Annotated in this window: 21 protein-coding genes; 12 read left to right on the plus strand and 9 right to left on the minus strand. The window is 71.0% G+C overall.

Annotated elements, in window-relative coordinates; all coding sequences use genetic code 11:
• Positions 1-59: 59 nt before the first annotated feature.
• On the plus strand, positions 60-473 hold the full coding sequence (locus tag ABD951_RS13950) for a VOC family protein (protein WP_345345737.1): 414 nt from the start codon (positions 60-62) through the stop codon (positions 471-473).
• On the opposite strand, the gene ABD951_RS13955 is transcribed toward ABD951_RS13950, so the two are convergent.
• Together ABD951_RS13955 and ABD951_RS13960 are read right to left on the minus strand one after the other, a co-directional pair.
• Entirely contained in the window at positions 470-1,108 is a 639-nt protein-coding gene (locus ABD951_RS13955; RefSeq protein ID WP_345345739.1) for a LysE family transporter, read from the minus strand. The two genes, ABD951_RS13950 and ABD951_RS13955, sit on opposite strands and share 4 nt — an antisense overlap.
• A gap of 22 nt (positions 1,109-1,130) precedes the next feature.
• Positions 1,131-2,417, minus strand: coding sequence for a glycoside hydrolase family 1 protein (locus ABD951_RS13960; protein ID WP_425569854.1), 1,287 nt, complete (start codon positions 2,415-2,417; stop codon positions 1,131-1,133).
• A gap of 166 nt (positions 2,418-2,583) precedes the next feature.
• On the opposite strand from ABD951_RS13960, the gene ABD951_RS13965 reads away from it, so the two are divergent.
• Positions 2,584-3,414, plus strand: a complete 831-nt coding sequence (locus ABD951_RS13965; protein WP_345345741.1) for a thioesterase family protein — start codon at positions 2,584-2,586, stop codon at positions 3,412-3,414.
• Here the strand turns inward: ABD951_RS13965 and ABD951_RS13970 are convergent.
• Positions 3,381-4,199, minus strand: a complete 819-nt coding sequence (locus ABD951_RS13970) for a slipin family protein (protein WP_345345743.1) — start codon at positions 4,197-4,199, stop codon at positions 3,381-3,383. The two genes, ABD951_RS13965 and ABD951_RS13970, sit on opposite strands and share 34 nt — an antisense overlap.
• Before the next feature lie 18 nt (positions 4,200-4,217).
• Complete coding sequence (locus ABD951_RS13975) at positions 4,218-4,691, minus strand: NfeD family protein (protein WP_345345745.1); 474 nt, start codon at positions 4,689-4,691, stop codon at positions 4,218-4,220.
• A gap of 399 nt (positions 4,692-5,090) precedes the next feature.
• On the opposite strand from ABD951_RS13975, the gene ABD951_RS13980 reads away from it, so the two are divergent.
• Positions 5,091-6,020, plus strand: coding sequence for an alpha/beta hydrolase (locus ABD951_RS13980; protein WP_345345964.1), 930 nt, complete (start codon positions 5,091-5,093; stop codon positions 6,018-6,020).
• On the plus strand, positions 6,017-7,510 hold the full coding sequence (lnt, locus tag ABD951_RS13985; protein ID WP_345345747.1) for an apolipoprotein N-acyltransferase: 1,494 nt from the start codon (positions 6,017-6,019) through the stop codon (positions 7,508-7,510). The genes ABD951_RS13980 and lnt overlap by 4 nt, the downstream gene beginning before the upstream one ends.
• A gap of 8 nt (positions 7,511-7,518) precedes the next feature.
• Here the strand turns inward: lnt and ABD951_RS13990 are convergent, their stop codons facing one another.
• Together ABD951_RS13990 and ABD951_RS13995 are read right to left on the minus strand one after the other, a co-directional pair.
• Positions 7,519-8,211: a hypothetical protein gene (locus tag ABD951_RS13990; protein ID WP_345345749.1), complete on the minus strand. Its 693-nt coding sequence runs from the start codon at positions 8,209-8,211 to the stop codon at positions 7,519-7,521.
• Complete coding sequence (locus ABD951_RS13995) at positions 8,208-8,618, minus strand: rhodanese-like domain-containing protein (protein ID WP_345345751.1); 411 nt, start codon at positions 8,616-8,618, stop codon at positions 8,208-8,210. The genes ABD951_RS13990 and ABD951_RS13995 overlap by 4 nt, the downstream gene beginning before the upstream one ends.
• Before the next feature lie 23 nt (positions 8,619-8,641).
• On the opposite strand from ABD951_RS13995, the gene hisD reads away from it, so the two are divergent.
• From hisD to ABD951_RS14015, 4 genes are all read left to right on the plus strand, one after another.
• Positions 8,642-10,033, plus strand: coding sequence for a histidinol dehydrogenase (gene hisD, locus ABD951_RS14000; RefSeq protein WP_345345753.1), 1,392 nt, complete (start codon positions 8,642-8,644; stop codon positions 10,031-10,033).
• On the plus strand, positions 10,030-11,163 hold the full coding sequence (locus ABD951_RS14005; RefSeq protein WP_345345755.1) for a histidinol-phosphate transaminase: 1,134 nt from the start codon (positions 10,030-10,032) through the stop codon (positions 11,161-11,163). Before hisD ends, ABD951_RS14005 begins: the two co-directional genes overlap by 4 nt.
• The gene (hisB, locus tag ABD951_RS14010; protein WP_345345757.1) at positions 11,160-11,774 is read left to right on the plus strand and encodes an imidazoleglycerol-phosphate dehydratase HisB; all 615 of its coding nucleotides are present in this window, start codon (positions 11,160-11,162) and stop codon (positions 11,772-11,774) included. The genes ABD951_RS14005 and hisB overlap by 4 nt, the downstream gene beginning before the upstream one ends.
• A gap of 66 nt (positions 11,775-11,840) precedes the next feature.
• Positions 11,841-11,996 (plus strand): hypothetical protein, encoded by a 156-nt coding sequence (locus ABD951_RS14015; RefSeq protein ID WP_345345759.1) that lies wholly within the window; start codon positions 11,841-11,843, stop codon positions 11,994-11,996.
• A 42-nt stretch (positions 11,997-12,038) separates the two neighbouring features.
• On the opposite strand, the gene helR is transcribed toward ABD951_RS14015, so the two are convergent.
• The 3 genes from helR to ABD951_RS14030 all read right to left on the minus strand — a co-directional run bounded on the left by helR (position 12,039) and on the right by ABD951_RS14030 (position 15,559).
• Positions 12,039-14,234 (minus strand): RNA polymerase recycling motor ATPase HelR, encoded by a 2,196-nt coding sequence (gene helR, locus ABD951_RS14020; protein ID WP_345345761.1) that lies wholly within the window; start codon positions 14,232-14,234, stop codon positions 12,039-12,041.
• A gap of 209 nt (positions 14,235-14,443) precedes the next feature.
• Positions 14,444-14,995: a YceI family protein gene (locus tag ABD951_RS14025; RefSeq protein ID WP_345345763.1), complete on the minus strand. Its 552-nt coding sequence runs from the start codon at positions 14,993-14,995 to the stop codon at positions 14,444-14,446.
• 99 nt (positions 14,996-15,094) lie between these two features.
• Positions 15,095-15,559, minus strand: a complete 465-nt coding sequence (locus tag ABD951_RS14030) for a MarR family winged helix-turn-helix transcriptional regulator (RefSeq protein WP_345345765.1) — start codon at positions 15,557-15,559, stop codon at positions 15,095-15,097.
• 110 nt (positions 15,560-15,669) lie between these two features.
• Between ABD951_RS14030 and ABD951_RS14035 the strand changes: the two genes are divergently transcribed.
• The 4 genes from ABD951_RS14035 to ABD951_RS14050 are packed head-to-tail and all read left to right on the plus strand — an operon-like array spanning position 15,670 to position 18,772.
• Entirely contained in the window at positions 15,670-16,179 is a 510-nt protein-coding gene (locus ABD951_RS14035) for a VOC family protein (protein ID WP_345345767.1), read from the plus strand.
• A 47-nt stretch (positions 16,180-16,226) separates the two neighbouring features.
• On the plus strand, positions 16,227-16,892 hold the full coding sequence (locus tag ABD951_RS14040) for an alpha/beta hydrolase (protein WP_345345769.1): 666 nt from the start codon (positions 16,227-16,229) through the stop codon (positions 16,890-16,892).
• A complete protein-coding gene (locus ABD951_RS14045; protein ID WP_345345771.1) occupies positions 16,889-17,677 on the plus strand; it encodes a pirin family protein in 789 nt (262 codons plus the stop codon). The genes ABD951_RS14040 and ABD951_RS14045 overlap by 4 nt, the downstream gene beginning before the upstream one ends.
• Before the next feature lie 36 nt (positions 17,678-17,713).
• A complete protein-coding gene (locus tag ABD951_RS14050) occupies positions 17,714-18,772 on the plus strand; it encodes a maleylacetate reductase (RefSeq protein ID WP_345345773.1) in 1,059 nt (352 codons plus the stop codon).
• Positions 18,773-18,774: the final 2 nt, after the last annotated feature.

An 18,774-nucleotide genomic window follows, 5' to 3' on the forward strand; every position in this document is an offset into this window, starting at 1 on the left:
GCTTCGCGAAGCGCGTTAGTGTGAGTCACGCCACTGTTCGGTCGACCCGAGGAGCACCGATGAGTTCGCGTCTCAACCCGTACATCAGCTTCAAGGACAACGCCCGCGAGGCGATGGAGTTCTACCAGGGTGTGTTCGGCGGCACCCTGAACGTCAGCACGTTCGGGGAGTTCGGCGACAAGGACGCGCCCGGAGCCGACGGCGTCATGCACGCGATGCTGGAGACCCCGCAGGGATTCACCCTGATGGGCGCGGACACCCCACCGGGGATGGAGCACAATCCGGGCACCAACTTCTCCGTGAGCCTGAGCGGAGACGACGCCGACGAGCTGCGCGGCTGGTGGGAGAAGCTCTCGGAGGGCGGGCAGGTCGCGGTGCCACTCGAGAAGCAGATGTGGGGCGACGTGTTCGGCATGTGCATGGACCGGTTCGGCATCGGCTGGATGGTGAACATCGCCGGCGCGCAGTCCTAGACGGTCGCCGCTCGCCGTACGAGTGACAGGAACCCGGCGGCAGCGAAGAACAGGCCGGAGAACACCCGGTTCGTGACGCGCTGCTGCCGGGGTGAGCGCAGGAATGTCAGCACGCGGGCGGCGAGACCGGTGTAGCCGGTCATCACGATCACATCCACGCAGATCATCGTCACCGCGATGATCGTGTACTGCGGCAGCAGCGGCGCGCCCGGGTCCAGGAACTGCGGCAACACCGCGAGCATGAACACCACGGCCTTCGGGTTGCCGGCGTTCACGAGGAACCCGCGCGCCACGATGCCGAGCGCGGACCCGGACGGTTTCCCGGGGTCGGCGTCGGGCTCGACCTCCGCGGGCGCCGAGCGCCACTGCCGGATCCCGAGGTACACCAGGTACGCGACGCCGAACCACTTGACGACCGTGAACGCGACCGCGGACGACGCCAGCAGCGCCCCCACCCCGGCCGCGACGATCATCACCTGCAACAACAGGCCCAGCTGCAATCCGAGGATGTTCCAGTAGCCGCGCCGCAGACCGTGACGGAGCCCCGACGACATCGACGCGATCGCGCCGGCGCCCGGCGAGAGGCTGATCACCCACGACGCGCCGAGGAAACCCAACCACACCTGCCACGACACCGGACCATGGTAGGGGAGCGGATCAGCTGCCCGGCGACCCGCCCGCCGGTCCGCGGCAGCTGGTGGGCGGATTCACCAGCGAACAGACCGAGTCCGGCATCACCGGTCGGTAGCCGGCGGGAACTCCCTCCGCCGCGATCACGTCACGATACGACGCGACCGCGTCGGTGGGCCGGCGCGTCAGCGTCGGATCCGTGAGCACGTCGACGGTGTAGAGGCCGAACCGGTTCCGGTAGCCGCCCCATTCGTAGTTGTCGATGATCGACCAGTAGTCGTAGCCGACCACGTTCGCGCCGTCCGCCTTCGCGCGCTGCAGCCAGTAGACGTGGTCCCGCAGGTGATCGGAGCGGGTGTAGCCGTCCGGGCGGGGGTTGCCGTCGTCCAGCGGCATCCCGTTCTCCACCACGAAGACCGGCAGCTCCGGGTACCTCTGCGTGAAATGCATCGCGGCGTGGTAGATCCCGTCCGGCTGCGGACGGATGTCGTAGAACGCGTCGCTGCGCGCCGCGGCGGCGGTCAGGTTGTCGACCGAGACGCCGTAGTAGTAGTCCAGACCCACGAAGTCCAGCCTGTCGCGGACCCGGTCGGTGAACACGGCGTCCACCGCCCCCATCGCGGCGGGGATGTACGAGACGTTGCTCGACACCCGGGCGTCCGGATCGAGCCGGTGGATCAGGTCGTAGGCGGCCCGGTGGGCGCGGACCAGGCGGTCGAGCATCGCGGGTGCGTCGGTCGGTGAGATGCCCCCGAACGTCAGCTCCTTCTGCACGAAGACCGTCGGTTCGTTGAACGTGATCCAGGTGGCGCCCAGGTGCGCGTAGCGCGCGACGACCCGCTCGGCGTTGACGAGCCAGAGGTCGATCGTCTCGTCCGTCGTCCAGCCGCCGCGGTCGACGACCCAGCCGGGGAACACGAAGTGGTCGAGGGTGATCATCGGCCTCATGCCGCGGTCGCGGATCTGCCGGACCACGTCGTCGTAGTACGCGAACTCCGACTCGTCCCAGACCCCCGGCGCCGGCTGCACCCGAGCCCACTCCACCGAGAACCGGAACGTGTCGACGCCCATTGCCGCGGCATTGGCGATGTCCTCGGCGTAGCGGTGCCGGAAGTCCGGTCCGCTTCCGTACGGGTCGTGCGTCTTGCCCGCCGCGACGTACCGCGCCCAGTTGCTGTCCGGCGGTGGGCCCTCGACCTGGAAACCGGCCGTCGCGACGCCCCATTCGAAATCCGGACCGAGCGGGGCGAGCCCCGGGTCCGCCGCCGCGGGGGACGCCGCGGCGATCGGAATCGTCACGGCGGTGACCAGCAGGGCGAGGGATCGTGCGAATCGGGCCACGACCAGCAGCGTAGGGCAGCGGGGGTGGCGGGTATGGCGGAACTCACACGGAGTTCCGTTCGAGGATCGAACTGTTTTACGGGCGGGTGGGCGATCCGCCGGGAATCATGGGGCGACCACCGTTCGAAAGGCGCCGTCCGTGACCGACCCGCTCGCGTTCTTCACCTCCACCCCCGACGGCTACCTGGCCCAGGGCTTCGCGATCAGCCGGTGGTCGCCGGACATGGTCAGCGGCGTCGCGCTGTGCGGACTCGTCGCGCGTGCGCTCGAGAACGGCCGCGGCGGCGACGGATTCGTCCCCGCACGGCTCACCGTCGACCTGTTCGCGCCGGCCCGGACCCGGCCGCTGACGACCCGCACGGCGGTGGTCCGGGGCGGCAACCGCATCCGCGTCGCCGACGCCGAACTCGTGCAGGACGGGGACACCGTGGCGCGGGCGTCCGCGGTGTTCCTGCGCCCGTCGGAGCAGCCGCCGGGACGGCTGTGGACCCGCGAGCGGCGCCCGTCGCCGCCGCCGGCGCACATCGCCACCGGTGAGCCGGCGCCCCCGTTCTTCGGCAGCGACGACCACCCCGACGGGTGGTCCCACTCGATGCTCGAACACCAGGGTGCGAGCCGCAAACGCATGTGGGCACAGCACCCCTCGGTCGTCGACGGTGAGGAGCCGTCCCCGTTCGAACGGGCCGCGATGGCCGGCGAACCGACCAGCCTGATGACCAACTGGGGCACCGACGGCGTCGGATTCATCAACGTCGACATGACGCTGGTGCTGGCCCGGCTGCCCGAGGGCGCCGAGATCGGCATCGAGGCCGACGACCACATCAGCGCCGACGGACTCGCGGTCGGCACCACCACGATGTACGACCGGCGCGGGCCGATCGGCACCTGCGTCGTCAGTGCGCTCGCGAACGCCCGCCGGCAGGTCGACTTCGCCGGTCAGGGTGAATTCGTGCTCCCCGACAAGGCCTGACCGTCGACGGTCTCCGCGGCGCGCTGCGGGGGACCGGTGGGGCCCAGGAACGGCCGAACCAGGTCGATCGGCAACGGGACCACGACCGTCGAGTTGTTGTCGCCGCCGACCTCACGCAACGTCTGCAGGTATCGCAACTGCAGCGTCGTCGGATTCCGTGAGATCACCGCCGCCGCCTCCGCCAGCTTCGCGGACGCCTGGAACTCGGCCTCCGCGTTGATGATCTTCGCGCGGCGCTCCCGCTCCGCCTCCGCCTGCCGGGCGATCGCGCGCTGCATCGGCACCGGGATCTCCACGTCCTTGATCTCGACCGTCGTGACCTTCACCCCCCACGGCTCGGTCTGCTGATCGATCACCTTCTGCAGGTCGTCGTTCAGCCGGTCCCGATCGGCGAGCAGGGTGTCCAGCTCGGCCTTGCCGAGCACGGACCGCAGCGTCGTCTGCGCGATCTGCGTCGTGGCCGCGAGGAAGTCCTCCACCTCGATCACCGCACGGTCCGCGTCCAGCACCCGGAAGTACGCGACCGCCGTGACCTTCGCGGGCACGTTGTCGCGGGTGATGACCTCCTGCGCCGGAATGTTCAGCGTCACCGTCCGCAACCCGACCCGGACCATCCGGTCCACGACCGGGATCAGCAGCACCAGTCCCGGCCCCTTCACGTCGAGCGCGCGGCCGAGCCGGAACACCACCGCCCGCTCGTACTCACGCAGCACCCGGACCGCGGTTCCCGGCACCACCAGCGCCAGCACCGCCAGTATCACCAGCAGGATCAACAGCACAGTCACCGGAGCACCTCCTGCTCTCTATGGGAGTACCTCCCAGGGTTCGCGGCGACGGACGTCGAGCGTCAGACCGTGCACGGCTTCGACGACCACCGCGTCACCGGACCGCGGTGGCGGCGACTCGGGACAGCCGAACGCGAGCCGGGCCCGCCACAGACCGCCGTCGGCCTGCACGCTGCCCGAGTCGCCGTCCCAGCTGCTCACGGTCGCCGCGTGGCCGACGAGCCCCTGGGGTCCGCTGCGGATCGGGGTACGGCGCGCGGTGGCCACGGTGCGGCCGACGGCGGCGGCGCCGACCAGTCCGACCCCGGCCAGACCGATCGCAACCGGGATCGCCACCACCTGCGCGACCCCACCGGACACGAACAACGCCGCGACACCGGCGGCGATCAGCAGCGCCGACAGCCCACTGAGCACTCCAGCCGTGGGCGCGTGCGCCTCGACCAGGATCAACACCAGGCCCAGCAACACGGCGACCACACCGATCGTGGCCATCACACGGCTCCCGCGCTCGTCCACCGGCGGATCGTCACGCCGGGAGGGCGGGGCGCTCGCGTAGCCACCTGCGCCCGACCCTCGATGTCCACGGTAATCCGGTCCTCGGACCCCTGCCACCGGCCGCACGCTGCGGCGGAGCCCTGTTACAGGCTCGTAAATGTGTCGCAGGTCACGTACCATGAATCAGCTGCCCGTGAACTTCGGCAGCGCGTTCGTTCGCAGTACCCGATCGATGCTCACCTCGTTCGTGCCCGCCAGGAGCTCACGATGACAACACAAACGTCATCAGGGCAGTCGCCCACCCGGCGCACCCCGCCGCGGACCCGGCGGCGCCGCAGTCCGGAACCCCCGCCAGTCACGATCGCGGTCGAGCCGCAGTTCGTGCCCGGCGCCAGCATGCAGGCACTTGTGCTCGCCCACACCCTCCGCGTGGCCGTCAAACCCGTGCTCGACGTGTGGGGCCGGTATCCCAGCCCGTTGTGGCCGGCCGGCCTGCTCGACCTGTCCGCCCGGTACCTGCAGCCGGTGCGCGGCGTGCGCAAGCACCGGGTGCAGCTCGACGACTGCAGCGCCGAATGGTGGGAGCGCAGGCCCGGCAGCGACGCCGGCGGGACCGCGATCCTCTACCTGCACGGCGGCGGGTTCATGACCTGCGGACTCAACACGCACCGGGTGCTCGCGCTCCGGATCGCCGCCGCGTCCGGCGCGTCCGTTCTCACCGTCGGCTACCGGATGCTGCCCCGGCATCCGATCGCGGACTCGATCGCCGACTGCGTCTCGGGGTACCGCTGGCTGCTCGACCGCGGGTATCCGCCGGAGCGGATCGTCGTAGCGGGGGACTCCGCGGGCGGATTCCTGACGTTCGCGACCGCGATGGCCCTCACCGGCCTCGGCCTGCCGCAACCGGCCGCGCTGGTCGCGATGTCGCCGCTGACCGACCTCGATCCCACGAACAAGCTCTCCCGGCGGGAGGGTTCGGGCTGCCCGCTGATTCCGCGATCGGTGCTGATCACGCTCGCCGACATCGCGGTCCGCGCGGACAGGTCGAGCCAGACCGTGTCGCCGGTCGACGGGGCGCTGGCCGGGCTGCCGCCGGTGCTGATCCAGGTCGGGTCGACGGAGATGTTGTACGCGGACGCCGAACTGATGGCGCAGCGGCTCGGGGCCGCGGGTGTCCCGGTGACGCTCGAGGTGTGGGACCGCCAGGTGCACGTGTTCCAGGCGGCCGCCGACATCGTGCCCGAGGCGGCCCGCGCGGTCGCCCGGATCGGGGCGTTCGTGCGCGAGACGACCGAGACGCCGGTCCGGACCGCCTCGACCGGGTGAGCCGGTGGCCGGCGAGGGGCGCGGCGCTCCTCGCCGGGGCCCTGCCCGCGGTCGCGTTCCCCGATGCGAACGCCGCGATACTGGCGTGGATCGCGCTGGTCCCGGCGCTGCTGGTGCTGCGGGCGAGCGGTTCGGCCCGGGAGGCGGTGCTGCGCGGGTGGCTCCTCGGGTTGGGGTTCCTGGTCGCCACCCAGTCCTGGCCGGCGCCGAACCTCGTGTACTTCTATCCGCTCGCGGTCGCCGTCCTCGCGCTGCTGTGGGCCGGGTGGGGCGCCCTCGCGTGGTTCCTGGTGCGTGGCGAGCTGACCGGGACCCGAACCGTCGCGGCCGTCGTCGGGGTGCCTGCGGCCTGGGTGCTGATCGAGGTGGTCCGATCCTGGCAGTGGCTCGGCGGTCCGTGGTCGCTGATGGGTGCCACCCAGTGGCGGCACCCGACGGTGCTCGCGCTGGCCGGGCTCGGCGGCGTGTGGCTGGTCGGCTACGCGGTCGTCGCCGTGAACACCGCCCTGGCGGTGACGGTCGTCGGCCCGGCGCGGGCCCGCGTGGTCGCGGGTGCGGCGGCGGTGATCGTGGCGGCGGCCGGTCCGGTGTGGTTCGCCCTCGGGCCGGCCCCGACCCCGGCCGGGGCGCTTCGAGTCGCACTGATCCAACCGGGAATCGGCCCGGGCGACACCATGATTCGGGAGCAGCAGCTGACCCGGGAGATCCCGGGCGACGTCGGCCTGGTGGTGTGGGGCGAGAGCAGCGTCGACGCCGACCTCGGTGACCGGCCCGACGTCGCCGCACAGTTGACGGCACTGTCACGCGACGTCGGCGCCGACCTGCTCGTGAACGTCGACGCGCGCAGCGGTGACACCGGCGCGATCTCGAAGACGGCCACCCTGATCGACGAGTCCGGGGTCGTCGCGACCTACCGCAAGACGCGGCTCGTCCCGTTCGGGGAGTACGTCCCGTTCCGCGACCGACTCGGCTGGCTCAGCCGGATCACGGCCGCGGCCGCGCAGAACCGGGTGCCCGGCCACCGCCTCGTGGTCATGTCGGCGGCCGGGACCCCGTTCGGGCCGCTGATCTCGTTCGAACTGACCTTCCCCGACCTGGCGCGCCGGCTCACGAACGACGGTGCGGCACTCCTCGTCTACCAGACCTCGACCTCCACCTTCCAGGACAGCTCCGGTCCGGCGCAGCTGACGAGCGTCGGCGCGGTCCGCGCCGCGGAGACCGGCAGGCCGGTCGCCGTCGCCGCGCTGAGCGGGGTGTCCGCGGCGTTCGACGCCCGCGGCCGCCGGTTCGCGTGGCTGCCGACCACACAGTCCGGGTCGCTGGTCGTCGACCTGACGCCGACGTCCGGCAGCACGCTGTACGCCCGGGTCGGGGACTGGGTGCCGGTGGCGTGCGCCGCCCTCGTGGTCGGCCTGGGGCTGACCGCGGCACGCCCGCGGCCGCGGCGGTCCAGGACTCCCGACCGCCCGCCGGAACCCGACGAGCCGTGACCGACCGGTCAGGAACCGACGGGGGAGAAGTACGACTCTCCGATCGCGAACACGCCACGCTGCGGCAGCCAGAAGTCGCCGAGACGAGCCTGCTCGGGCAGCGGGCCCGGTGGCCCGAGGTCGACCCCGTCGACCGTCGCCCGGCTGTGCTCGACGGTCCAGAGCCGACTCGGGTTGGCGCGGAAGGACTGCCCGTTGGGTGTCGCACCCGTCAGCCCGACGCGGCCCACACCCATCAGGGGTCCGGCGATCCGCGACATCAGCGCCAGCACCCGATCGTTGCGCCACAGCGCGGCCGGCAGCACCGATCCGGCGACGCTCATCGCCCGGGTGGCGGCCGAGCTGCCCAGGACCAGCGACCAGTCGATCGTGTCGTCGACGGTGACCGTGAACGCGGCCGGTCCGGTCCAGGTGACCGTGACACGGGTGGTGCGGGTGGTGCGCAGCGCCGACCCGAAATAGCGCGGACAGGTGGTCTCCGGTGGCTCGTTGCTGTGAAAGGTCCAGTCGCCCTCGGGATTCCGATGCCACACCGAGTCGTAGCCGGGGCCGACGGAGGCGGTGGGGAAGTGCCGGAGGGCGAGATAGTGGCCGCTGGCGAACGGCAGGCCCATCACGCCGTATCCGGCGAACCGCTCCAGATCGGTGCCGGGCGGCATGGCGGGTGTGCGTTCGGCGAGCGCGCGTGGGCTGGTGGTCATGGTCGCTCCCGTTCGACGCTGGGCTCCCGGTCCACCGCGAGGCCGGCGCGTGCCCATTCGGGCGGGCCGTCCTCGAGGCGCGCGGCACGCAGGCCGTGGCGGGTCATCTCGCGTACCGCCTCGTCAGCGTAGGCACAGACGGGTCCACGGCAACAGGCCACGACCTCGCTGTCGGTGGGAAGCTCGCCGAGTCGGTGCAGTTCGGTCGGTGGGATCGACCGGGCGCCGCGGATGTGCCCGGCGCGGAACCCGGCCTCGGGTCGCGCGTCGAGGACCACGACCTCACCGGCGTCCGGCCGAGCGGTGAGCTGTTCGAGCTCGGATCGGGACCGAGCGAGACACGGCGAGGGTGGCCGAGACGGGGCGGGAAACCCGGTGGACCCTATCCTGGATAATCGGTAGAACAACCCCAGTCGCCGAAGGGACCCCCATGCCTGCCCGCACCGAGCTCGCCCGCGTCGACCTGCGCGGACGAACCCCGTCCGTCGCCGAACTCCGCTCGGCCCTGCCCCGAGGTGGAGTGGACGTGGACACGGTGCTGCATCAGGTGCGTCCCGTGGTCGAGGCGGTCCGCGACCGCGGCGCCGACGCGGCCCTCGAGTACGGGGAGAAATTCGACGGGATCCGCCCCGCCCGGGTTCGGGTGCCCCGCGAGGAACTGACCCGCGCGCTCGCCGACCTCGACGCCGACGTGCGCGCCGCGCTCGAGGTCGCGATCGAACGCACCCGGAAGGTGCACGCCGACCAGCGCCGCACCGACACGGTCACCGAGGTCGTGCCCGGCGGCACCGTCACCGAACGCTGGGTGCCGGTCGAGCGGGTCGGCCTGTACGTCCCCGGCGGCAACGCCGTGTACCCGTCCTCGGTCGTGATGAACGTCGTGCCCGCGCAGGCCGCCGGCGTCGAATCCCTCGTCGTCGCCTCGCCGCCGCAGGCCGCGTTCGGCGGGCTGCCGCACCCGACCATCCTCGCCGCGGCCGAGCTCCTCGGCGTCGACGAGGTCTGGGCCGTCGGCGGCGCGCAGGCCGTCGCGCTGCTCACCTACGGCGGCACCGACACCGACGCGGCATCGATCGACGGCACCGCCGTCGGCGGCTCCGAACTGGCGCCGGTCGACCTGATCACCGGCCCCGGCAACATCTACGTCACCGCCGCCAAGCGGCTCTGCCGCGGACTCGTCGGCATCGACGCCGAGGCCGGCCCCACCGAGATCGCGATCCTCGCCGACCACACCGCCGACCCGGTGCACGTGGCCGCGGACATGATCAGTCAGGCCGAGCACGACGTGCTGGCCGCGTCCGTCCTCGTCACCACCTCGACCGAGCTGGCGGCCGCCGTCGACGACGCCCTCGACGCCCAGCTGGAGCTGACCAAGCACCGCGAGCGGGTGCAGACCGCGCTGTCCGGCAGCCAGTCCGGGATCGTGCTCGTCGACTCGATCGAGGACGGTCTGCGGGTGGTCAACGCGTATGCCGCCGAGCACCTCGAGATCCAGACCGAGAACGCGTCCGACGTCGCGGCCCGGGTGCGCAGCGCCGGCGCGATCTTCGTCGGCCCCTGGGCGCCGGTCAGCCTCGGCGACTACTGCGCCGGGTCCAACCACGTCCTCCCGACGGCCGGGTGCGCGCGGCACTCGTCCGGTCTGAGCGTGCAGACGTTCCTGCGCGGCATCCACGTCGTCGACTACTCGGAGTCGGCGCTGAAGGACGTGGCCCGGCACGTGATCAACCTCGCCAACGCCGAGGACCTGCCCGCCCACGGTGAGGCCGTGCGCCTGCGCTTCGAGCGCTTGACGGACGGTGCCGCCGAGGCGCAGCGGTGAACGCGGTCCCGGGAGCGGCGGTCACGGTCGACGACCTGCCGCTGCGCGAGAACCTGAAGGGCAAGTCCGCGTACGGCGCCCCGCAGCTGACCGTTCCGGTGCAGCTGAACACGAACGAGAACCCGCACCCGCCCACCCGGGCGCTCGTCGACGACGTCGCCGAGTCGGTCCGGGAGGCGGCCCGCGAGCTGCACCGCTACCCCGACCGCGACGCCGTCGCGCTGCGCACCGACCTGGCCGCCTACCTGACCCGGCAGACCGGGGTGCCGGTGACGGTCGACAACGTGTGGGCGGCCAACGGCTCCAACGAGATCCTGCAGCAGTTGCTGCAGGCGTTCGCCGGGCCGGGCCGCAGTGCGATGGGATTCGTGCCGTCGTACTCGATGCACCCGATCATCGCCGACGGCACCGACACCACGTGGCTGCCGGTGCTGCGCGGGGCGGACTTCGCGCTCGACGTCGACGCCGCGGTCGCCGCGGTCACCCAGCAGCGCCCCGACGTCGTCTTCGTCACCAGCCCGAACAACCCGACCGGCCACAGCATCCCGATCGGGTCGCTGCGACGGATCCTGGACGCGGCGCCGGGTGTCGTGATCGTCGACGAGGCGTACGCCGAGTTCTCCGAGGCGCCGAGTGCACTGACGCTGATCGACGAGTACCCGACGAAGCTGGTCGTCTCGCGGACCATGAGCAAGGCGTTCGCGTTCGCCGGCGGACGGCTCGGATATCTCGCCGCCGCGCCGGCGTTCGTGGAGGCACTGCTGCTGGTGCGGCTGCCGTACCACCTGTCGGTGGTCACCCAGGCCGCCGCGCGGGCGGCGCTGCGGCACGCCGACGAGACCCTCGCCAGCGTGCACGCGCTCGCCTCCGAGCGGGTGCGGGTGTCGAAGGCGTTGTCCGACACCGGTTTCCATGTGATCCCGTCCGACGCGAACTTCATCCTGTTCGGTGAGTTCACGGACAGCGCCCGCGCGTGGCAGGCCTATCTGGACCGGGGGGTGTTGATCCGGGACGTCGGCATCCCCGGGTTCCTGCGCGCCACCGTCGGACTCGCGTCCGAGAACGACGCCTTCATCGCGGCCAGCGACGAGATCGCGGCCACCGAACTGACCCGGGGAGAGAATCGATGACCGACCGCATCGCCAAGGTCGAACGGACGACCAAGGAGTCCTCGATCTCGGTCGAGCTGAACCTCGACGGCACCGGCGTCGTCGACGTCTCCACCGGCGTCCCGTTCTTCGACCACATGCTCACCGCGCTCGGTGCCCACGCCAGCTTCGACCTGGCGGTCAAGGCGGAGGGCGACATCGAGATCGAGGCGCACCACACCGTCGAGGACACCTCGATCGTGCTCGGTCAGGCGCTCGGTCAGGCGCTCGGCGACAAGAAGGGCATCCGGCGGTTCGGCGACGCGTTCATCCCGATGGACGAGTCCCTCGTGCACGCCTCCGTCGACGTCTCCGGCCGGCCCTACTGCGTGCACACCGGCGAGCCGGACCACATGCTGCACACCGTGATCGGCGGTTACCCGGGCGTCCCGTACGCGACGGTGATCAACCGGCACGTCTTCGAGTCGATCGCGTCCAACGCGAGGATCGCGCTGCACGTGCGGGTGCTCTACGGCCGCGACCAGCACCACATCACCGAAGGCGAGTTCAAGGCCGTCGCCCGCGCGCTGCGCGAGGCCGTCGAACCCGACCCTCGGGTGACGGGTGTGCCCTCCACGAAGGGTGCGCTGTGAGCACCGTGAGCGGAGCCTGCGGAGCGAACTCGTGAGCACCGTGAGCGGAGCCTGCGGAGCGAACTCGTGAGCACGATCCTGATCTACGTCCTGTTCCTGATCGCCGGCTTCGCGATCGGCGGCGCGTACTCGATGTGGCGCAACGACAACAAGCTCGGCGCCGGCGTGCTGCTGGCGCTCGCGGTCCTCGCCGCGGCGGGCGGCATCCTGCGACTGGTCTGACCCACCGGCCCGCACGGATCGCCGACCCGCCACGGCCGCGTCTCAGGAGCTCGAGAGGATGACGAGCCGCTGCGTCGCCCGTGTCATCGCGACGTAGCGGTCGACAGCGCCCTCGATGCCGTTGCCGAACGACTCCGGATCGATCAGGACGACGAGGTCGAACTCGAGGCCCTTCGCCAGGTCCGGGGTCAGCCGGCGGACGCGGGACGGCGTGCGGGTCGTCACGGTATCGGTGAGGTCGCCGTCGCCGGTGGCGATCACGCACGCGACTCCCTCGCCGTGTTCGTCGATCCACGTGTCGAGGATCGCGGCGAGTTCGTCGACGTGGCCGTGTTCGACGGGTATGCCGCTCCGGCGGATGGACGTCGGCACGTTGGCGTCCGGTAGCGCGGCGCGGATGACGGGCTCGGCCTCGGTCATGACCTCCTCGGGTGTCCGATAGTTGACACTCAGCGACGCCAGGTCGATCCGGTCCAGCCCGACCCGCCGGAGTCGCTGCCGCCACGACTCGGTGAACCCGTGCCGGGCCTGGGCGCGGTCGCCGACGATGGTGAAACTGCGAGACGGGCAGCGCAGCAACAGCATCTGCCACTCCGCGTCGGTCAGCTCCTGGGCCTCGTCCACGACGATGTGCGCGAAGGGGCCCGCGAGCAGGTCGGGGTCGACGCCGGGCAGCGCGTCCTCGTCGAGGAGCGTCTCCTGCAGGTCGCCCTGGCGCAGCTGAGTCATCAGGCCCTCGCCGTCGGCGTAGACGTCCGACGCGATCAGATCGTCGACGACCCGGGCGCGCTGTTCGCGCTCGGCGGCGAGGGCGGCCCGTTGCCTGCGCAGGCGCCGTGACGTCTCGGGGTCGCCGAGCCGCTGTCGTGCCGCGTCCAGGATCGGCAGGTCGGAGACGGTCCAGGCCTTCGGGTCCGCGCGCTGCAACCGTCGGACGTCGTCGGGGCCGAGCCAGGGTGCGCACAGTCGCAGGTAGGCGGGCACCGACCACAGGTCCGCGACGAGGTCCGCCGCCTCGATCAGCGTCCACGCGGAGTCGAGGGTCGCGCGCAGTTCCTCGTTCCGCTGCAGGGATCGGCGCAACGGGGCGCGCGGCACGTCCTCGTCGGCCTTGTCCGTCAGGATCGTCAGCAGCAGGTCCCAGATCGCCTCGCGTGCCTCGTTGTGCGGCGTTCCGGGTTCGGGTGCCCCGAACGCCTCGGCCCAGTCGTCGGGGGTGAGCGGGAGGTCGCACCAGTCGGTCGCGACCGTCATCGTCTCGGTGGGTGGCTGCTCGTAGAACCGGACGGCGGCGTCGACGGCCCGCACGAGGTCCGCGGACGACTTCAGTCGTGCCACGTCCGGGTCTGCTTCCGGCGCGGCGTCGGCCCCCTCGGCCACGAGGTCGCGCAGGGTGCACAGCTGCACGCCCTCCTCTCCGAGGCTGGGGAGGACGTCGGCGACGTACGCCAGGTAGGGCTCGTGCGGGCCGACGAACAGCACGCCGTGACGGAGCCCGGGGTCGGCGTAGAGCAGGTACGCGGCACGGTGCAGCGCCACGACGGTCTTGCCGGTACCCGGACCGCCGTCGACGACGAGCGCGCCTCGGGATCCGGCGCGGACGATCGCGTCCTGGTCTGCCGCGATGGTGCCGAGCACGTCCCGCATGCGGGACGACCGGGTGCCGCCGAGGCTGGCGATGAAGGCCGACTGGTCGTCGAGTGCGGCGTGCGGTGTCGCTGCGTCCTCGGTGAAGACCTCGTCCCAGTAGTCGCTGATCCGGCCGCGGGTCCAGCGGTATCTGCGGCGACGAGCCAGACCCGTCGGATTCCCGTGCGTCGCTCCGAAGAACGGTTCCGCGGCGGGGGAGCGCCAGTCCACCAGCAGTTGGTTGCCCGCGGCGTCCAGCAGGCCGAGGCGGCCGATGTAGACGGGTTCGGAACCGTCGTCGCCGACGATGTGGCCGAGGCACAGGTCCAGGCCGTAGCGGCGCAGGGCGCGCAGCTCGGCGCTCAGCTGGTGGACCGCCATGTCCCGTTCCATCGCCTCCTGGCCGAGACGGCCGGGTGCCTTCCGGGCGGCGTCGAGGCGTCGGGTCAGGTCGGCGACGGACGTCGCGAGGCTCTCCGCGATGGCCGCGAAGTGCTTCTCGTCGTCCGCGATCAGCGTCGGGTCGGCCTTCGCGGAGAGGCGCTCCGGAAGGTCGAACGCGCTGTCTCCGTCCGCCGCGATCCGATGGTCGAGACCCGGTGCACGCATACGCGACCCCCAATTCTTCGTCGTTGCCGTGGTCAGGTCAGCGATTCTGCGCCCGCACCGGGGCCTTGCCGCAAGCCCCCCGGTGCGTTATAAGTTGAATGTGGAAAGGAGTTGGTCTCCTTTCGGCACATTCCACACTTCGGACGCCAAAACGGCCCTGCCCCAACCGTGATCGGTTGCGGCAGGGCCGTTTGGGCTGCGAGAGCGGGTCAGGCCTGCAGGCCGGCCTCGATCTCGAGGGTGATCGTGATCTTGTCGCCGACGACGGCGCCGCCGCCCTCGAGCGGCATGTCGATGGAGATGCCGAAGTCCTTGCGGTTGATGACGGTGGAGGCCTCGAAGCCGGCGACCGGGCCGTGGCCCAGGCCCGGGTTCACGCCGTTGAACTCCATGGCCAGTTCGACCTGCTTGGTGACGCCGTGGAGGGTGAAGTCGCCGACGACGACGAAGTCGTCGCCCTTGCCGCGGACACCGGTGGAGACGAACGTGGCGGTCGGGAACTGCTCGGCGTCGAAGAAGTCGGCGGTCTTGAGGTGGCCGTCGCGCTGCTCGTTGTCGGTGGTGATCGACGCGACCTGGATCTGTGCCTCGACGGACGGGGTGCCGTCCTCGGCGACGGTGATCGCGCCGGTGAACTCCTGGAAGCGGCCGCGCACCTTGCTGACCATCAGGTGCCGGACGCTGAAGCCGACGGTCGAGTGCGTCGGGTCGATGGCCCAGGTGCCGGCGGTCAGGGTGGGGAGGGCGGTGGCGGTGGTCATGGAGAACTCCTCGGTCGTGATGGCGGCGAAAACCAGGTGATTGAATGTGCAACTACTAGGTTAGGGTCGTGTCGTTGCAATGTCAACTACTCGATCCTCTCAGTGCTCTTCGAGCATCTGCCCGCGCATCTCGCCGAAGGCGTGGGCGAACGTCGCGACGTCGCGCGGGCTGAGGAGGTCGAACATGTGCTCGCGGACCGCCGTGACGTGCCCGGGGCTGGAGGCGGCGAGTTTTGCGGCGCCGGAGTCCGTGAGTTCGGCGAGCATGCCGCGCTTGTCGCCCTCGCACTCGACGCGCCGGACCCACCCACACTCGACCAGGCGGCCGATCGCCCTGGTCACACCACTTCGCGTGGCGGAGACGGCGTCGGCGAGTTCGCTCATGCGGAGTCGGTGTTCGGGGGCCTCGGACAGGACGACCAGGAGCTCGAAGTCGGTGAACGAGATGTCGGCGTCGCGCGAGAGCTGGCGGTCGAGGGTTCGCATCAGCAGCCGCGTGGCGTCGAGGTACGCGCGCCAGGCGCGTTGTTCGTCCGGGCCGAGCCAGTGGGTTCGTTCGTCCATGGCGTCAGAATATCGCAAGTAGTTGACACTGCAACGACTTGGTGTACGGTTTGAGATAGTTGATTTCGCAATTACCTGGTGTCGGTGGGATCCACGGAAAGGGCAGTGACATGAGCACAGCAGCCGAGCAGGAGCGCTCGCGGAAGTTCGAGCAGCAGCGCGACCGCATCCGCGCCGCGCATCTGAAGCCGGCCGATGCGCGACCGGAGTCCTCGGCCCGCGGACTGCACCACACCGCTCTGGTGAGCAGCGACGTCGAGCGGACCATCCGGTTCTACCAGGACGTGCTCGAATTCCCGCTGACCGAGTTGATCGAGAACCGGGACTACCCGGGCTCGTCTCACTTCTTCTTCGACATCGGCAACAGCAACCTCCTCGCGTTCTTCGACTTTCCCGGCCTCGACGTGGGCCCGTACCGCGAAGTCCTCGGGGGTCTGCACCACATCGCGATCAGCGTCGAGCCGCAGAAGTGGGAACACCTGCGGCGCAAGCTGACCGACGCCGGTGTCGAACTGATCGAGCACAGCGAGGTGTCGCTGTACTTCCGCGACCCCGACGGCGCGCGCATCGAACTGATCGCCGATCCGCTCGGCGAGATGTACGGATCGCACGTCCTCTGACACACCACGACCGACAGGCCGCATCACACGAGAGGAAGGTGCCGACGATGACCGGTCCGGGTGCAACGCTCGCCCGGCCGCACGTCTGGCGGCCCGGCGACGCGACACCGCCGCTGCTCCTGTTGCACGGTACCGGCGCCGACGAGCACGCCCTGGTACCGCTCGGCGCGGACCTCGCGCCGGGTGCCCCGCTGCTCTCGCCGCGGGGGACGGTGCTCGAGGGTGCGATGGCCCGGTTCTTCCGCCGGCTCGGGGAGGGCGTCTTCGACGAGGAGGACCTTCGCGTCCGGACGGACGAGTTGGCCGCGTTCGTCGCCGCCGCCGCCGGCGAATACGGCATCGAGGCCGGAACCCTGGTGGCCGTGGGCTTCTCCAACGGAGCCAACATCGCGTCGTCGCTGCTCGCGCGACACCCCGACCTGCTCGCCGGTGCGGTTCTGATCGCGGCGATGGTCCCGTACCGCGACGGGCTCGGCGAGGTCGACCTGGCCGGCAAGCGGGTAGCGATCGTCAACGGCGACGCCGATCCCACCATTGCGCCCCAGCAGACGACGCGGCTCGCCGGACAACTGCGTGGGGCCGGAGCGCAGGTGTCCGTTCTCGGGCACCCGGGCGGGCACACCGTCCCCGATTCGCGGCTCGCGGAACTCCGCGCCGTCGTTGCAGCGACCGACCGAACCATCCCAGACCGTGGAAAGGCGCACAGACCATGACCTCCGCACCGACCTCACCCCGGCTCGACGTTCGTCGCGCCGCCGCCCGCGACACGACGAACATCGGGTGGCTCGACTCGAAGCACTCCTTCGCGTTCGGCCACCACTACGACCCCGCCAACACCCACCACGGTCTGCTGATGGTCAACAACGACGACACCGTCACGCCCGGTGCGGGATTCGAGACACACCCGCACCGCGACATGGAGATCGTCACCTGGGTGCTGCAGGGGTCGCTCGTGCACCAGGACTCGATGGGTCACGCGGGCGTCATCTACCCGGGGCTCGCGCAGCGAATGAGCGCGGGAACGGGCATTCTGCACTCCGAGAAGAACGACTCCTGGCGGCTCGACGGCGTCACCGGCGCGCACGCCGAGGAGCACTCCGATCCGGTTCACTTCATCCAGATGTGGGTCGTGCCGGACGAATCCGGCATCACCCCGGGTTACGAGCAGCTCGAGATCGACCACGAACTGCTCGCCGGGGGACTCGTGCCGGTCGCGTCGGGGATGCCGGACCACGCCGATCACGCGGCGATCCGGATCAAGAACAAGTACGCCTCGATGCACGTCGCCCGGATGCAGCCCGGTCAGGCGCCGATCACCCTCCCCGACGCGCCGTTCCTGCACGTGTTCGTCGCGCGTGGCGAGGCGTCGCTCGAAGGTGTCGGCGTGCTCTCGGAGGGCGACGCCGTCCGGATCACCGGAGCCGGGGGACAGCAGATGACCACCGAGACCGGTGCCGAGGTCATCGTGTGGGAGATGCATGCCAGGATCGCGGGGTAGGCAACACCGATCCATCCGGCCAGGGGAGCGTCGACGATGAGAACCTTCACCTACACGGCGCTTCCGTCGCGTGTGGTCTTCGGCTCGGGAACGGTCACGCGCGTCCGCGAGGAGGTGGAGCGGTTGGGGCGGCGCCGGGTCCTCCTGCTGGCCGGTCGGCACCTCGACCCCCGCGTCACCGACGGTCTCGGGGACCTGGTGGTGACGCGTTTCGACGGGGCGGTGATGCACACCCCGACCCCGGTCACCGACCGCGCCCTCGTCGTCGCCGAGCAGCACGACGTCGACTGCGTGGTTGCGGTCGGCGGGGGATCGACGACGGGACTGTCCAAGGCCCTCGCGGCCCGCGCCGGATACGACCAGGTCATCGTCCCGACCACCTATGCGGGCTCGGAAGTGACGCCGGTGCTGGGCGAGACCCGCGACGGCGTCAAGACCACGCGATCCGGGCCCGAGATCCTCCCGGAAACCGTCGTCTACGACGTGGACCTCACCGTCGACCTGCCCGTCGCCCTCACGCTGACGAGCGCGGTCAACGCGATGGCCCATGCCGTCGAGGCGCTGTACTCGGCGCAGGCCAATCCGGTCGTCGACGGGATGGCCCTGGATGCGATCGCGGCGGTCGCCCGGGCGCTGCCACGGGTGGCCTCCGACCCGCACGACCTCGGTGCCCGCGCGGACCTGCTGCAGGCCGCGTGGCTGGCGGGCACCTGCCTGGGCGGAGTCGGAATGGGCTTGCACCACAAGCTCTGTCACACCCTCGGGGGCAGCTTCGACCTGCCGCACGCACCCACCCACACCGTGGTGCTGCCACACGCGATGGCGTACAACGCCCCGGCCGTCCCCGACGTCATGGCGCGCATCGCCGACGCGATGGGGGTGCCGGACGCGCCGGGCGGGCTGTACGACCTCGTCGCCGGGCTGGGCGGGCCGACCTCCCTCGCCGAGTTCGGATTCACCCGCGCGGACATCGGCCGGGCCGCCGAACTCGCCACCGCGACCCCCTATCCGAATCCGCGGCCGGTCACCGCAGACGGGATCGCCCGTCTCCTCACCGACGCCCACGACGGGCGGCGGCCGGGCGGTGGCCGGTGAGC

The sequence above is a fragment of the Rhodococcus olei genome (assembly GCF_039540555.1).
Lineage (GTDB): Bacteria > Actinomycetota > Actinomycetes > Mycobacteriales > Mycobacteriaceae > Rhodococcus_G > Rhodococcus_G olei.

Bases quoted from the DNA above. Each gene is read 5' to 3' on its own strand.
- ABD951_RS13950 (WP_345345737.1), top strand. From the start codon at position 60: ATGAGTTCGCGTCTCAACCCGTACATCAGCTTCAAGGACAACGCCCGC.
- ABD951_RS13975 (WP_345345745.1), bottom strand. From the start codon at position 4,691: ATGGCCACGATCGGTGTGGTCGCCGTGTTGCTGGGCCTGGTGTTGATC.
- ABD951_RS13980 (WP_345345964.1), top strand. From the start codon at position 5,091: ATGCAGGCACTTGTGCTCGCCCACACCCTCCGCGTGGCCGTCAAACCC.
- ABD951_RS13990 (WP_345345749.1), bottom strand. From the start codon at position 8,211: ATGACCACCAGCCCACGCGCGCTCGCCGAACGCACACCCGCCATGCCG.
- hisD (WP_345345753.1), top strand. From the start codon at position 8,642: ATGCCTGCCCGCACCGAGCTCGCCCGCGTCGACCTGCGCGGACGAACC.
- hisB (WP_345345757.1), top strand. From the start codon at position 11,160: ATGACCGACCGCATCGCCAAGGTCGAACGGACGACCAAGGAGTCCTCG.
- helR (WP_345345761.1), bottom strand. From the start codon at position 14,234: ATGCGTGCACCGGGTCTCGACCATCGGATCGCGGCGGACGGAGACAGC.
- ABD951_RS14025 (WP_345345763.1), bottom strand. From the start codon at position 14,995: ATGACCACCGCCACCGCCCTCCCCACCCTGACCGCCGGCACCTGGGCC.
- ABD951_RS14030 (WP_345345765.1), bottom strand. From the start codon at position 15,559: ATGGACGAACGAACCCACTGGCTCGGCCCGGACGAACAACGCGCCTGG.
- ABD951_RS14035 (WP_345345767.1), top strand. From the start codon at position 15,670: ATGAGCACAGCAGCCGAGCAGGAGCGCTCGCGGAAGTTCGAGCAGCAG.
- ABD951_RS14040 (WP_345345769.1), top strand. From the start codon at position 16,227: ATGACCGGTCCGGGTGCAACGCTCGCCCGGCCGCACGTCTGGCGGCCC.
- ABD951_RS14045 (WP_345345771.1), top strand. From the start codon at position 16,889: ATGACCTCCGCACCGACCTCACCCCGGCTCGACGTTCGTCGCGCCGCC.
- ABD951_RS14050 (WP_345345773.1), top strand. From the start codon at position 17,714: ATGAGAACCTTCACCTACACGGCGCTTCCGTCGCGTGTGGTCTTCGGC.